11 protein-coding genes are annotated in these 13,676 nt (G+C 71.9%); 5 read left to right on the forward strand and 6 right to left on the reverse strand.

Annotation, left to right across the window (positions count from 1 at the left end; all coding sequences use genetic code 11):
* Positions 1–88: 88 nt before the first annotated feature.
* Genes ACFWSK_RS26710 through ACFWSK_RS26720 form a run of 3 tightly spaced genes read right to left on the reverse strand, consistent with a single transcriptional unit; the run spans position 89 to position 3,049 of the window.
* Positions 89–1,036 (reverse strand): 3-oxoacyl-ACP reductase, encoded by a 948-nt coding sequence (locus ACFWSK_RS26710; protein WP_383791101.1) that lies wholly within the window; start codon positions 1,034–1,036, stop codon positions 89–91.
* A 56-nt stretch (positions 1,037–1,092) separates the two neighbouring features.
* Complete coding sequence (locus tag ACFWSK_RS26715) at positions 1,093–2,169, reverse strand: Zn-dependent alcohol dehydrogenase (RefSeq protein WP_383791104.1); 1,077 nt, start codon at positions 2,167–2,169, stop codon at positions 1,093–1,095.
* Positions 2,170–2,194: 25 nt separating this feature from the next.
* A complete protein-coding gene (locus ACFWSK_RS26720) occupies positions 2,195–3,049 on the reverse strand; it encodes a MaoC/PaaZ C-terminal domain-containing protein (protein WP_383791106.1) in 855 nt (284 codons plus the stop codon).
* Between the two features lie 279 nt (positions 3,050–3,328).
* Here ACFWSK_RS26720 and ACFWSK_RS26725 point away from each other — a divergent pair, with 279 nt between their 5' ends.
* From ACFWSK_RS26725 to ACFWSK_RS26740, 4 genes are read left to right on the forward strand one after another with little or no spacing between them, the layout of a single operon-like run.
* Positions 3,329–4,282, forward strand: a complete 954-nt coding sequence (locus ACFWSK_RS26725) for an ATP-binding cassette domain-containing protein (protein WP_383791109.1) — start codon at positions 3,329–3,331, stop codon at positions 4,280–4,282.
* Positions 4,282–5,007: an ABC transporter permease gene (locus ACFWSK_RS26730; RefSeq protein ID WP_383791112.1), complete on the forward strand. Its 726-nt coding sequence runs from the start codon at positions 4,282–4,284 to the stop codon at positions 5,005–5,007. Before ACFWSK_RS26725 ends, ACFWSK_RS26730 begins: the two co-directional genes overlap by 1 nt.
* Positions 5,008–5,027: 20 nt before the next feature.
* Positions 5,028–6,248, forward strand: a complete 1,221-nt coding sequence (locus tag ACFWSK_RS26735; protein ID WP_383791116.1) for a histidine kinase — start codon at positions 5,028–5,030, stop codon at positions 6,246–6,248.
* A gap of 60 nt (positions 6,249–6,308) precedes the next feature.
* Positions 6,309–6,941, forward strand: a complete 633-nt coding sequence (locus ACFWSK_RS26740) for a response regulator (protein WP_383791267.1) — start codon at positions 6,309–6,311, stop codon at positions 6,939–6,941.
* Positions 6,942–6,954: 13 nt separating this feature from the next.
* Here ACFWSK_RS26740 and ACFWSK_RS26745 read toward each other — a convergent pair whose 3' ends face one another.
* The 3 genes from ACFWSK_RS26745 to ACFWSK_RS26755 all read right to left on the reverse strand — a co-directional run bounded on the left by ACFWSK_RS26745 (position 6,955) and on the right by ACFWSK_RS26755 (position 11,921).
* Positions 6,955–8,391: an MFS transporter gene (locus tag ACFWSK_RS26745; RefSeq protein ID WP_383791119.1), complete on the reverse strand. Its 1,437-nt coding sequence runs from the start codon at positions 8,389–8,391 to the stop codon at positions 6,955–6,957.
* 98 nt (positions 8,392–8,489) lie between these two features.
* Positions 8,490–9,692 carry a lipid-transfer protein gene (locus ACFWSK_RS26750; protein ID WP_383791122.1) on the reverse strand — a complete coding sequence of 401 codons (1,203 nt, stop codon included), beginning with the start codon at positions 9,690–9,692 and terminating at the stop codon, positions 8,490–8,492.
* 12 nt (positions 9,693–9,704) lie between these two features.
* On the reverse strand, positions 9,705–11,921 hold the full coding sequence (locus tag ACFWSK_RS26755) for an acyl-CoA dehydrogenase (RefSeq protein ID WP_383791125.1): 2,217 nt from the start codon (positions 11,919–11,921) through the stop codon (positions 9,705–9,707).
* A 202-nt stretch (positions 11,922–12,123) separates the two neighbouring features.
* Between ACFWSK_RS26755 and ACFWSK_RS26760 the strand changes: the two genes are divergently transcribed.
* On the forward strand, positions 12,124–13,635 hold the full coding sequence (locus tag ACFWSK_RS26760; RefSeq protein WP_383791128.1) for an MFS transporter: 1,512 nt from the start codon (positions 12,124–12,126) through the stop codon (positions 13,633–13,635).
* Positions 13,636–13,676 lie beyond the last annotated feature (41 nt).

Raw genomic sequence — 13,676 nt, forward strand, 5'->3', positions numbered from 1 at the left:
TCCCCCCGCCCCCCACCTCTTTTTCCCTCGGTGGGGGGGGCGGCCCCCCCCCCGCGGCGGGGGGGCGCGCCCCCTCCCCCGTTGTCGTCTACTCCCGTTTCAGGCCGAGGACTTCCACCGCCGCGAAGGTCTCGTTCGGCGGCCGGGCCTCGTAGTACGGCGTGATCAGCCCGTCCAGCTCGGCGAAGGTGAACGTCTCCTTGGCCGAGTCGAACTTGGCCGCCACCCTGGGGCGTTCGACAACCGCGACCATGCCGCCGTGGACGACGAACAGCTGACCGTTGACCTTGTCCGCCGCCGGGGACGCCAGGTAGCCGACGAGCGGGGAGACATGCTCGGGGGCCAGCGCGTCCAGGCTGCCGTCGGCCGGTTCCTGGAAGCCGGCGAAGACGTCCTCCGTCATACGGGTGCGGGCGCGCGGACAGATGGCGTTGGCGGTGACGCCGTACCGGGCCAGCGCCTGGGCGGTGGAGGTGGTGAGTCCGACGATGCCGCCCTTCGCCGCCGCGTAGTTCGGCTGACCGGCGGAGCCCGCGAGGAACGCCTCGGACGAGGTGTTGACGATCCGGCCGTACACGGGACCGCCGGCCTCCTTGGAGCGGGCGCGCCAGTGGGATGCGGCGAAGTGCGTGGTGTTGAAGTGGCCCTTGAGGTGGACCCGGATGACGGAGTCCCACTCGTCCTCGGTCATCGAGAAGATCATCCGGTCGCGCAGGATGCCCGCGTTGTTGACGAGGATGTCGAGCTTTCCGTAGGTGGACACGGCCAGTTCGACCAGCGCGCGTGCCTGCGCGTGGTCGGAGACGTCACCGAGATGGGCGACCGCCCGCCCGCCCGCCGCCCGGATCTCCGCGGCGACCTCCTCGGCGGGCGCGGCCGACGCCTCGCCCGAGCCGTCGCGGCCCGGCTGCCCGTAGTCGTTGACGACGACGGCCGCGCCCAGCCGCGCCAGTTCCAGTGCCTCGGCGCGCCCGAGGCCGCGGCCGGCGCCGGTGACGATCGCGGCCAGGCCCTCCAGGGGAAGGGGATGTGACATCGCAGTCCTCAGCGTCCTTCTCGGCAGTCCGGTGGGGTGGGAGGAGGGGGAGGAGGTCAGAGCTCGATGCAGGTGCGCAGCGACTCGCCGGTCCTCATCTGGTCCAGGGCGTCGTTGATGCCGTCGAGCCGCACCCGGTGGGTGATCATCGATTCGAGGTCGATGCGGCCCGCACGCCACAGGGCGATGGCCCGCTCGTAGGACCGGAGCACGTCCCCTCCGCCGTACATGGAGGGAAGAATCCGCTTCTCGTCGAAGAACAGCTCGAACATGCTGGCCTGGAAGTTGTCGTCCATCGCGCCCGCGCCGACGACGCAGAGCGTGCCGCCGCGCCGGGTGTTCTCGTACGCCGTGCGGGCCGTCACCGACTTCCCGACGACCTCGAAGACGTAGTCGAAGCCCTCGCCGCTCGTGATCCGCTGTTTGGCGTCGGCGAGTTCGTCCGGTGACACCGCCTCGGTGGCGCCGAACCGCAGCGCCGCCTCGCGGCGTGAGGCGACCGGGTCCACGGCGACGATCTGGGCGGCGCCCTGGACCCGCGCGCCCTGGATCGTGGAGATGCCGACGCCGCCGCAGCCGATCACGGCGACCGACGAACCGGCCTCGACCTGCGCGGTGTTGATGGCGGCGCCGAGCCCTGTGGTGACTCCGCAGCCGATCAGCGCGGCGATGTCGAAGGGCACGTCGTCGGGGATCGGCACCGCGCAGCCCGCGCCGACGACGACCTCCTCGGTGAAGGTGCCGGTCCCCGCGAAGCCGAAGACATCACCGCCGGGGCGCTTGAAGTTGGGGGTGCCCGCGTTCATGAAACCGGCGAGGCAGAGGTGGGTCTGTCCGCGCCTGCACGACGGACAGGCACCGCAGGCGGGCAGCCAGCAGACGAGGACGCGGTCCCCCTGGGCGAGCCCGGTCACCCCGTCGCCGATGTCGATGACCTCGCCCGCGCCCTCGTGGCCTGGGATGAAGGGGGCTGGCTGCGGCAGCACTCCGCTCATCGCGGAGACGTCGGAGTGGCAGAGTCCGGTGGCCCGGATGCGGAGCTTGACCTTGCCGGGGCCGAAGCCCACCGCCTCGACGTCGTCGAGGACTTCCAGTTTGTCCTGGCCTATCTCGTGCAGTACGGCTGCGCGCATGGTGCGGCTCCCCTCATGGAGTGGTTCAGGAGTATTCGACGAGCGTGCTGTCGAGGACCGGTGCGCCGTCCCGTTCGACGGCGCTCACAGTCACCCGGGCGCCCCCGTCTCCGGTCCATATGCGGATACGGAGGGTTTCGCCGGGGAACGCGACGCCGGCGAAGCGGGTGCCGCACGCGCGGATCCTGGAGACGTCTCCGCCGAGCACGGTGTCCGCGACGGCCTTGACCGTCATGCCGTAGGTGCACAGCCCGTGCAGGATCGGCCGGTCGAAGCCGGCCCGCGCGGCGAAGCCGGGGTCGGCGTGGAGCGGGTTCCAGTCCCCGGAGAGCCGGTACAGCAGGGCCTGGTCCTCGCGGACGTGCCGCTCCACGGTGTGGTGGGGGACCACGGCCGGCAGGGCGAACTTCGCGGAAGGGCCACGTTCGCCGCCGAAGCCGCCTTCGCCGCGTACGAAGAGCTGGGCCTCGTTGGTCCACAGGGGGCCGTCGTCGTCCGCCGCCTCGGTGCGCAGCACGATGACGGCCGCGGTGCCCTTGTCGTACACGGCCGCGACCGTGGCGCTCTGCACGGCGCGTCCCTTCACGGGGATCGGCCGGTGCACGCGTACGGACTGGGCGCCGTGCAGGAGGGACGCGAGCTCGATGTCGATGCCCGGCAGGGAGACCACACTGGTCACGCCCTTTCCCGTGCCCGCGACGGTGGCGAAGGTGGGCAGCACGTGGAGCCGGGACTCCAGGGTGTAGCGCAGTTCGGCGGGGTCGGTGGCGGGGATGCCCGCGCCGAGGCCGAGGTGGTAGAGCTGGACGTCCTTGTGGTCCCACTGGATCTCGGCGGTCCGGGGCTCGGCGGCGACCGCCTTCACGGCATCAATGGGCATGGGCGTTCTGCTCCTTATTGGTTGGTCCTGCTGGCGGAGAGACCCCGGCACGGCCGTCCGCACCGTCGGCCGCACCGAGGTCGCGTGCGGACCGGCCCGGTCTTCTTCTAGAACGTGTTCTAGGGCCGATGGCCCTATGTATAACGCAAGCCCCAGCAGTTGTGAATACCACTGACGTCACGTCAGATCCGGTTGTGGGCGGGCCAGTACATTTGTCACCGCCGAGTCCGTACATCCGCATCTGCCGGGGGTGACCGCCTCCTCCGTACCGTCGTCGGCATGACGCAGACACCGGACTTCGCACCCGTGGTGAGCTTCGACGGGGCGGTCAAGCACTACGGCTCCGTACGGGCCGTGGACGGCATCGACCTCGCCGTACGGCGCGGCGAGACCGTCGCCCTGCTCGGGCGGAACGGCGCGGGCAAGTCCTCCACGATCGGCCTCCTCCTCGGCCTGGACGAGCCCGACGCCGGACAGGTGCGGCTCTTCGGTGACACCCCCGGACGGGCGGTGCGGGCCGGACGGATCGGGGCGATGCCGCAGGACGGTTCGGGGGTCTCCCGGATCACGGTGCGGGAGCTGATCGCGTTCGTCGCCTCCACCTATCCGCGGCCGATGCCGGTCGCGGAGGCGCTGGCGCTGGCCGGGCTGACCGGCTTCGCCGGACGACGCGTCGACAAGCTCTCCGGCGGCCAGACCCAGCGGGTGCGCTTCGCGGTCGCCCTGGCGGGCAACCCCGAACTGCTGGTCCTCGACGAGCCGACCGCCGCGCTCGACGTGGAGGCCCGGCGGGCGTTCTGGGCGTCGATGCGCTCGTACGCCGCGCGGGGCAACACCGTGCTCTTCTCGACGCACTACCTGACGGAGGCCGACGAGAACGCCGACCGCATCGTCGTACTCGACGCGGGCCGGATCGTCGCGGACGGCAGCGGCGAGCACATCAAGCAGTCGGTCGGCGGCGGCCTGGTCGCCTTCGACCTCGCGGGCGGCGGTACGGAGGGGCTGGCCCAGCTGCCCGGCGTCACGTCCATCGAGATCCACGGGGACCGCGCCCGGCTCCGCAGCGACGACTCGGACGCCACGGTCACGGCCCTGGCCGCGCGCGGCGCGATCCGGCGGCTCGAGGTCTCCCCCGCGAGCCTGGAGGACGCCTTCCTGTCCCTCACCGCACACGGAAGCACCGCGCCCGCGAGCACCGCACCCGAGAGCACTCACGAAAGCGAGACGGTCTGATGCTGGAGTACATCAAGCTCGAAATGCGGCGCACGCTGCGCGACACGATGTTCGTGATCTTCGGTATCGGTATGCCCGTCGTGATGTATCTGCTCTTCACCAACATCGGGACGGGCGGCGAGGATTCCGCACCGTGGCGGGTCACGGCCATGGTCGGCATGGCGGCGTACGGCGCGCTCGGTTCCGCCATGAGCGCCGGCATCGGGGTCTCCACCGACAGGTCGACCGGCTGGCTGCGGCAACTGCGCGTCACCCCGCTCGCTCCATCCCGGGTGGTGACGGGGCGGGCAGTCAGCGGCTCGGTGACCGTACTGCCGGGGATCATCGCGGTGCTCGCCGCGGGCGCGCTGGTCAACGGCGTACGGCTGGATGCCTGGCAGTGGGCGGCGCTGACGCTCCTGCTGTGGGCCGGAGCGCTCCCCTTCACCCTGCTGGGACTCGGCAACGGCTACCGGCTGAGCCCCCAGACGATGGGCGTGGCGAACACGGTCGGCCTGATGGGGCTCTCGGTCATCGGCGGTCTCTGGTTCCCTCTGGAACTGTTCCCCGGGTGGCTGGCCTCCCTCGCCGTGTACACCCCGGCCAACCGGTTCGCGGAGCTCGGCTGGGCGGTGACGGAGGGATCGGCGCCGGGCCCTGCCACGATCGCCGTCCTCACCGGCTGGCTCGTGGTCTTCGGCTCGTACGCTGTGGCCTCGTACCGCAGGGCCGCGCGGACCGCGTGACGGGAGTGACGATGCCGGTGATGAGCAAGCGGTACGCCGCGTGGAAGGCCGACTTCCGGGCGAAGAAGGCCACGGCGGACCGGAAGGCGGCGAAGAGGACCGCCAGGGGGCCCGAACACATGGGGCCGCCCAATGGTTTCGCGCTTCTCCCGTGGCTGCTCATGGGGATGGGCGCCTTCTCCAACCTCCTCCAGGGCACGACCCCCAACCCCTGGGTCGGCGGAATAGGCATCGTCACCTTCAACTCCCTCTATATCTATGTGGTGTTCAGGGCCTTCGACAGAAGGGCACGGGAGGCTCCCCGCACCCGTTGGGCCCTGGTCGCCCTGGGCGTGGTCACCTGTGCGCTCGCCCTGACGTACGGCGGCAGCTGGCTGCTCTTCTTCATGCTGCTCGGCCTGGCCACCGGCTCGATCATGCGAGGCAGGCACCTCGGCCCGGTCGTCCTCGGCCTGAGCGCACTGGCCGGACTGATCGCGGGGCTCAGGGACGGCTGGGGCGCCATCAACGTCGCGTACGGGACGTTCATCTCCGCGATGGTGACGGCAGCGATCCTCGCGCTCTCCGAGACGGTCAAGGAACTCCGGGAAACCCGGGAGGAGCTGGCCCGCACGGCGGTGGAACGGGAACGCCTGCGCTTCTCCCGCGATCTGCACGACCTGCTGGGCCACACCCTCTCGGTGATCGTCGTGAAGTCCGAGGCCGCCCGCCGGCTCGCCCCGCGCGACATGGACGCGGCGCTGGAGCAGGTCTCCGACATCGAATCGGTCGGCCGCCAGGCCCTCACCGAGATCCGCGAGGCCGTCACCGGCTACCGCGAGGGCAGCCTGGCCACGGAACTGGACCAGGCACGCTCGGTACTCTCCGCCGCCGGGATCGAGCCCGTCGTACGCCAGTCGGGACCGCCGCTCACGGCACAGAGCGAGGCGCTGCTGGGCTGGGTGGTACGGGAATCGGTCACCAACGCCGTACGGCACAGCGGCGCGTCCCGCTGCGAGATCGCGGTGGAGGGCTCGACGGAACGCGTCCGCCTGAAGATCACCGACAACGGCCGGGGCACGCCCTCCGACCAACAGCCGGGAGGTCGCACCGGCACCGGCCTCAAGGGCCTGACGGAACGGCTCGCGGCAGCGGGCGGCTCACTGGAAGCGGGGCCGGCGGTACGCGGCGGATTCCTCGTGACCGCCGAACTCCCGGTGACGGAGACGACGGAGTCCGGGGAGCAGGCGCCGCTCATGTGATCGGCGCGGTGCCCGCCCGGGCCAACAGCCCGCCGGCCCTAACCTGTTCCCGTGAACGAGATGCCGCAGGACCACCGCCCCGCGCGGTCTGTACGAGTTCTTCTCGCCGAGGACCAGGGCATGATGCGGGGCGCGCTCGCCCTGCTGCTGGGCATGGAGGAGGACATCGAGGTCGTCGCGCAGGTGGGGGCCGGGGACGAGATCGTGGGGGCGGCTCTGCTGGCGCGGCCCGATGTGGCGTTGCTGGACATCGAGATGCCGGGGATGAGCGGGCTGGACGCCGCCGCGTCGCTGCGGGACGAGGTGCCCGACTGCCGGGTGCTGATCCTCACGACCTTCGGGCGTCCCGGCTATCTGCGTCGTGCCATGGAGGCCGGCGCCGCGGGCTTCCTGGTCAAGGACGGGCCGGTCGAGGAGCTCGCCCAGGCGATCCGGAAGGTGCTGCGTGGCGAGACCGTGATCGATCCGGCGCTCGCGGCGGCGGCCCTGGGCGCGGGGCCCAGCCCGCTCACGGCGCGCGAACGCGACGCGCTGAACGCATCCGTGGACGGGGCGACGGTCTCCGACATCGCGGTGAAGCTGCGGCTGTCCGAGTCGACCGTCCGTAACTACCTGTCGTCAGCGATCGGCAAGACCGGCACCCGCAACCGCATGGAGGCGATGAGGGCGGCTCGGCAGCAGGGGTGGCTGTAGGGCTTCTCGCGGGTCAGCCCTTCGGGCGCGCGGGCCGGTGCCCCGGCAGCCAGAGCAGCATGATGACCACGCCTGCCAGCAGCACCGCGCAGGCGACCCGGAACGACAGCGCGTAACCGGCCGTGACCTCGGCCGCCGCGCCGGAGCCGCCGGTGCGCGACGCGGCGACGGTGGACAGTACGGAGAGGCCGAGCGCGCCGCCCATCGTGCGTGAGGTGTTGACCAGCCCCGAGACGAGCCCGGCGTCCCCGGGTTCGGCCCCCGTCGTGGCGAGGGTGGCCAGGGGGGTGGAAGCGAGGCCCGCTCCGCCCATCATCAGGAGGCCGGGAAGGCAGACCGCGGTGAGGTACGTGCCGTCGACGCCCATGGTGGACTGCCAGGCGAAGCCGGAGGCCGTGACCAGGACCCCGATCACGGCCAGGCTCTTCGCGCCCGTGCGGACCATGACGCGAGGGGCGAGTTTCGAGGCGATGACGACGGCGGCGGACGTGGGTATGAGGGCCGCTCCGGCCTGGAGCGGGCTGTACCCGAGCACGTTCTGCGCGTACATGGTGACGAAGTACCACATGGAGAACGTCGCGGACCCCATCAGCAGCATCGCCACGTTCGCCGACGACACCGCCCGTACGCCGAGGACGCGCAGGGGCATCAGCGGCGCCGCCGTCCGCGCCTCGACCAGGACGAACACGGCGAGCAGCGCCAGGCCCGAGAGCAGGGGCAGGAGGGTGGCCGCCGCCGTCCAGCCCTCGGACTCGGTCTGCACGATGCCGTACGCGACCGTGGCGAGGCCCGCCGTGACGAGGACCGCGCCGGGCAGGTCGACGCGGCGCCGGTCGCCCGCCACGCCCTCCGCGAGCCGGAGGGCGGCGCCGGTGAGGACGAGGGCGCCGATGGGCACGTTGATCAGCAGGACCCAGCGCCAGGAGAGGGCGTCGGTGAGCACCCCGCCGATCAGGCCGCCCGCCGCGCCGCCGCCCGCGCCGACCGCCATCCAGGTGCCGATCGCCCTGCTCCTCGCGGGGCCCTCGGGAACGGCGGCGGTGAGGATGGTGAGGGTCGCCGGGGACAGCACGGCCGCGCCGAGGCCCTGGGCGGCGCGGGCGGCCAGCAACTGCCATCCCTCCTGGGCGAGTCCACCGGCCAGGGAGGCGGCGGTGAAGACGCCGAGTCCTATGAGGAACATGCGCTTGCGGCCGTATATGTCCGCCGCCCGTCCGCCGAGGAGCATGAATCCGGCGAACGCGATCACGTAGGCGTTGACGACCCACTGGAGCGCGGAGGCACTCAGCGCCAGGTCCGTACGCATGGAAGGCAGTGCCACGTTGACGACGGACACGTCGAGGACGACGAGGAACTGGCCGGTGCAGGCGGCGAACACCACCGCCCAGGTGCTGGTGGTTCTGCGGTCGGGTATGAGTGTGGGTGTGGAGACATCGGCCATGGGCGTCATGGTCTCAGGCGTCGAGTGCTCCGTACATCCGTTTGGGTGCCCGGTCCTTACCAGGTCCAGGTCCGGGTCCAGGTCCGGGTCCAGGTCCAGGTCCAGGTCTAGCGGCGTAGGACCGTGACGACCGCCGCGCCGCCCAGTCCGATGTTGTGGGCGAGCCCGGTGCGTGCGCCGGGTACCTGGCGTGCGCCCGCCTCGCCCCGGAGCTGCCAGGTCAGTTCGGCGGCCTGTGCGATGCCGGTGGCGCCCAGGGGGTGGCCCTTGGAGATCAGGCCACCGGAGGGGTTGACCACCCATCGGCCTCCGTACGTGGTGGCCCCGGACTCGATGAGCTTGCCGGACTCGCCCTCCGCGCACAGGCCGAGCGCCTCGTAGGTGAGGAGTTCGTTGATGGAGAAGCAGTCATGGAGCTCGATGACGTCGAGGTCCTCGGCCGCGAGCCCGGAGGCCGCGTAGACCTGCTGGGCCGCGGCCCGGGACATGGGCGCTCCGACGGCGTCGACGCAGGTGCCGGAGGCGAAGGAGTCGCCGGTGTCGGTGGTCATGGCCTGGGCGGCGATCTCGACGGCCTTGTGCCAGAGTCCGTGCCGCTCGACGAAGCGTTCCGACACGACGACGGCGGCGGCCGAGCCGTCCGAGGTGGGCGAGCACTGGAGCTTGGTCAGGGGCCGGTGGACGGTCCTGGCGGCGAGGACCTCGTCGACGGTGTACGGGTCCTGGAACTGGGCGTAGGGGTTGTTCACCGAGTGCCGGTGGTTCTTGGCTCCGACCGCCGCCAGCTGCGCCTCCGTCGTCCCGTACCGCTCCATGTGTTCGCGTGCCGCGTTGCCGAAGATCTGGGCGGTGGGCGGGGTCATCTCGAAGCCGTGGGCGGCGGCCATGATGCCGTAGTGCCGGGCGACGGGTGAGGTCCGGAAGTCCGCGGCGCCGCCGTCGGCTGCTCCGCCGCCGAGCGAGCCGCGCGTCATCTTCTCGAAGCCGAGGGCCAGCACGCAGTCGGCGTTGCCGCCTTCGACGAACTGGCGGGCCAGCATGAGCACGGTGGAGCCGGTGGCGCAGTTGTTGTTGACGTTGTAGACGGGCACCCCGGTCAGCCCGAGTTCGTAGACGGCCCGCTGCCCCGCGGTGGAGGGCTGGAAGCAGTAGCCGACGGGGACCTGCTCGACCTGTTCGTACCGGACGCCCGCGTCGTCGAGCGCCTTGGTGCCGGCCTCCCTGGCCATGTCCCAGTACTGCCAGTCGCGGGTCTCGGGCTTCTCGAACTTCGTCATCCCGACGCCGACGATGTACGCCTTCGTGGTCATGGGTTCGTCCCTTCAGTCACGCGGGAGGCCGAGGATGCGCTCGGCGACGAGGTTGAGCTGGACCTGTGTGGTGCCGCCCGCGATGGTCAGACAGCGCGACATCAGGAAGCCGTGCACGGCCCGTTCCGCGGCTCCTTCGGCGGTCGCGCCCCCGGGCCCCAGGAGTTCCAGGGTGAGTTCGGCGACCTTCTGCTGGTGCGTGGTCTGTACGAGCTTGCGTACGGAGGCTCCGGCACCCGGTTCCAGGCCCGAGACCTGCTTGAGCGTGGTCCGCAGTCCGATGCACGCCAGGGCGTGGGCCTCGGCGGCGAGCGCGCCGACGCGGGTGCGGGCCGCTCCGTCGAGTTCGGCGGCGCGGGCGATCAGCGCTTCGAGTCCGGTGTCGAACGTCATCTGGTCGGCCATGTGGACGCGTTCGTTGCCCAGGGTGTTGCGGGCGACCCGCCAGCCGTCGTCGACATCGCCGACGACCGCGTCGGCCGGCAGCAGGACGTCGTCGAAGTAGACCTCGTTGAAGAGGGAGTCCCCGGTGATCTCCTTCAGCGGCCGGATGTCGATGCCCCGGGCACTTTTCATATCCACCAGGAAGTAGGTGAGGCCTCGGTGCTTGGGGGCGTCCGGGTCGGTCCGGGCGAGCAGGATGCCGTGGTCGGCCGACCGGGCGGCGCTCGTCCAGACCTTCTGGCCGGTGACGCGCCAGCCCTCCTCGGTCCGTACGGCCCTGGTGCGCAGCGAGGCGAGGTCGGACCCCGCGTCGGGCTCGGAGAAGAGCTGGCACCAGAGGAGTTCGCCCCGCAGGGTGGGCATCAGGAAGCGCTCCTGCTGGGCCTCGGTCCCGTACGCGAGGAGGGAGGGCACCACCCAGGTGGCGATCCCGAGGTCGCTCACCTTGATGCCCTGAGCCTTCAGCTCCTGCTGGACGGCGAGCTGCTGGACAGGGCCGGCGCCGAGTCCGTACGGGGCGGGGAGGTTCGGGGCCGCGTAGCCGGCCGGGGCGAGGGCGCGGCGGGCGGCCCGGGGGTCGAGGCCGCGGGCGGCGGCGAGAACCTGCCGGGCCTCGGCGCGGTGTGCGGCCGCCTCGGCGGGGAGTTCCAGGGTGAGTTCGCGGCGGGCGCCGCTCTCGGCGAGCCGGACGGCGCGGAGCCGGTGTGCGTCACCGGCGCCGAGCAGTTGCCGTGCCACCACGGCCCGGCGCAGCTGGAGGTGGGCGTCGTGTTCCCAGGTGAAGCCGATGCCGCCGAGGATCTGGATGCAGTCCTTGGCGCAGCTGTACGCGGCGTCGAGCGCGGTGGCGGCGGCGAGGGCGGCGGTCAGCCCTCGCACGCCGGAGGTCCTCTCGGCGGTCCCGCCGGAAGCCTCGTCGATGGTCCGGGCGGCGTCCCAGGTGAGGGCGCGGGCCTGTTCGAGCCGGACGAGCATGTCGGCACAGAGGTGCTTGACGGCCTGGAACCGCCCGATGGGGCGGCCGAACTGCTCCCGCACCTTGGCGTGTTCGCCGGCCGTGTGCAGGGAACGCGCGGCAGTGCCGCAGGCGTCTGCGGCCATGAGCGCGGCGGCGAGGTCGCGGACGGACGCGGTGTCGGTGGCGACGGCCCGGTGGGCGGGGACGCGGACGCCGCTGGCGTGGACCTCGGCCGTGGGGCGCGTCGGGTCGACGCCGCGGTGCGGGCGTACGGTCAGCCCCTCCGTACCGGCGTCGACGGCGAACCACAGGGTGCCGGTGGCCGAGTTCGCGGCGAGCAGCAGGAGATCGGCGCCGGCGCCGCCGAGAACGGGCGGGGCCGCGCCGTCGAGGAGGTGGCCGCCCTCGCTCTCCACGGCGGTGAGGGTGCCCGCGCCGAGCGCCGCGGCTCCGATGCGGTCACCGGTCGCGAGGGCCTTGACGAGACCCGCGAAGCCCCCGCGGTCCAGGACGTCCGCCCGGTGCAGGACCGCCGAGGTCAGGACGGAGGCCACGTACGGGCCGGGGAGCGAGGCGTACGCCGCCTCTTCCAGGACCACGGCGAGGTCGAGGATCGCCCCGCCCCCGCCCCCGTACTCCTCGGGCAGGTGGATGCCCAGGAGTCCCTGCCCGGCGAGCGCGTCCCAGTGCGCGGGGCGGGTGCCGGGCGCGGGAGGGTGCTCCGCGTCCAGGAGTGCGCGTGTCTCCCGGGGCGGGACGGCGCGGGCCAGCCCGCCCCGTACGGCCTGCGCCAAGGCGCGATGCTCTTCGGTGATGCCGATGCCCATGCGGTTCCTCGCCGGTCGCAGCCACTGGAACGGCGCAAGAGTAGAACACGTTTCATTCTGACGGAAGGTCAGAAGACCGGTCGTTTCGATCCGCTCAGGCTTCGCGTCCCGTTCACCGGAATACCACGGGCGTACGGAAGCGTTCAGCATGCACACACTTGGGGGGAGCCCGGGTGGTGAGCGCTGCCCGGAGGCCGCACGTATGCGACGGACGACGAACGAACAGCTCGCCGGGGACCTTCCCGGTCCGAGGAAGAGCAGGGCGGGCCGCGGAGTCGTCCCCGTCCTCGCCTTCGCGGGTATCACCGTCGCGGTGATGCAGACCCTGCTCGTTCCCGTCATCAAGGACCTGCCCGCACTCCTCGACACCACTCCTTCGAACGCCACCTGGGTGATGACGGCGACCCTGCTGGCGGGGGCCGTGTCCACGCCCATCACGGGGCGGCTCGGTGACCTCTACGGCAAGCGGCGGATGCTGCTCGCCGGCCTCGCCGTCATGGTGTTCGGCTCGCTGGTCTGTGCGTTCACCGACGACCTCGTCGTGATGATCGCCGGGCGTGCCCTCCAGGGCTTCGCCATGGGTGCCATTCCGCTCGGCATCGGCATCATGCGCGACGAGCTGCCGCCCGAGCGCCTCGGCTCGGCGATGGGCCTGATGAGTTCGTCGATCGGGGTGGGCGGCGGGCTCGCCCTGCCCGCCGCCGCGCTGGTCGCCCAGCACGCCGACTGGCACACCCTCTTCCTCGGATCGGCCGGGCTCGGCGTGGCCGCCATGGTGCTCACCGTCCTGGTCGTCCCCGAGCCTCCGCTGCGCGCCCCCGGACGCTTCGACGTCACCGGCGCGCTCGGGCTCTCGCTCGGTCTGGTCTGCCTGCTGCTGCCCATCACGAAGGGCAGCGACTGGGGCTGGACCTCCCCCACCACGCTCGGACTGATCGGCGCGTCCCTGCTGATCCTCGTCCTGTGGGGCCTGTTCGAACTGCGCACCGCCGCACCACTGGTGGATCTGCGCACCACGGTCCGGCGCGAGGTGCTGCTCACCAACCTCGCCTCGATCATGCTGGGCGTCGCCTTCTACGGCGTCTCCCTGGTCCTGCCCCAGTTGCTCCAGCTGCCCGCGTCGACCGGATACGGGCTGGGCCAGTCGATGGTGACGGCTGGGCTGTGCGTCGCGCCGCTGGGCCTGACGATGATGTTCGTCGCCCCGGTGTACGCCCGTGTCTCGGCCCGGCGCGGACCCAAAGCGACCCTGATGCTCGGCATGCTGATCATCGCGATCGGGTACGGGGCCGGGCTTGGCCTGATGAGCGCGGCGTGGCAGACCGTGGTGATCGCGGTGACGCTCGGGGCCGGGATCGGGCTCGCGTACTCCTCGCTGCCCGCGCTGATCATCGGCGCGGTCGATCCGTCGGAGACGGGCGCGGCCAACGGGCTCAACACCCTGATGCGGTCGATCGGCACCTCGGTGTCGAGTGCGGTGATCGGCATGGTGCTGGCGAACACGTCGGTGGCCATGGGCCCGGTCCAGGTACCCAGCATGGAGGGGTTCCGGATCTCGTTCGTCATCGCGACGGGTGCGGTGCTGGTCGGCCTGGTGCTGGCCGCCTGTCTGCCCTCGCAGCGGCCGGCGCGTCCGGTGCTGCTGGCGAGCAGCGCGGACGACGCGCTCGCCGCAGCCTCTCCGGAACCGGCCTCCGCGCCCACCCGGGCCTGACACCGGGTGCGGATGCGCGCCCCCGCCGTCCTCGTCGGCCG

The organism is Streptomyces sp. NPDC058620 (assembly GCF_042717135.1).
GTDB lineage: Bacteria > Actinomycetota > Actinomycetes > Streptomycetales > Streptomycetaceae > Streptomyces.

What these genes read in the sequence shown, in the direction of transcription:
- ACFWSK_RS26710 (WP_383791101.1), bottom strand. Translation starts at nt 1,036, where the DNA reads ATGTCACATCCCCTTCCCCTGGAGGGCCTGGCCGCGATCGTCACCGGC.
- ACFWSK_RS26735 (WP_383791116.1), top strand. Translation starts at nt 5,028, where the DNA reads ATGAGCAAGCGGTACGCCGCGTGGAAGGCCGACTTCCGGGCGAAGAAG.
- ACFWSK_RS26745 (WP_383791119.1), bottom strand. Translation starts at nt 8,391, where the DNA reads ATGACGCCCATGGCCGATGTCTCCACACCCACACTCATACCCGACCGC.
- ACFWSK_RS26720 (WP_383791106.1), bottom strand. Translation starts at nt 3,049, where the DNA reads ATGCCCATTGATGCCGTGAAGGCGGTCGCCGCCGAGCCCCGGACCGCC.
- ACFWSK_RS26725 (WP_383791109.1), top strand. Translation starts at nt 3,329, where the DNA reads ATGACGCAGACACCGGACTTCGCACCCGTGGTGAGCTTCGACGGGGCG.
- ACFWSK_RS26755 (WP_383791125.1), bottom strand. Translation starts at nt 11,921, where the DNA reads ATGGGCATCGGCATCACCGAAGAGCATCGCGCCTTGGCGCAGGCCGTA.
- ACFWSK_RS26760 (WP_383791128.1), top strand. Translation starts at nt 12,124, where the DNA reads ATGCGACGGACGACGAACGAACAGCTCGCCGGGGACCTTCCCGGTCCG.
- ACFWSK_RS26750 (WP_383791122.1), bottom strand. Translation starts at nt 9,692, where the DNA reads ATGACCACGAAGGCGTACATCGTCGGCGTCGGGATGACGAAGTTCGAG.
- ACFWSK_RS26730 (WP_383791112.1), top strand. Translation starts at nt 4,282, where the DNA reads ATGCTGGAGTACATCAAGCTCGAAATGCGGCGCACGCTGCGCGACACG.
- ACFWSK_RS26740 (WP_383791267.1), top strand. Translation starts at nt 6,309, where the DNA reads ATGCCGCAGGACCACCGCCCCGCGCGGTCTGTACGAGTTCTTCTCGCC.
- ACFWSK_RS26715 (WP_383791104.1), bottom strand. Translation starts at nt 2,169, where the DNA reads ATGCGCGCAGCCGTACTGCACGAGATAGGCCAGGACAAACTGGAAGTC.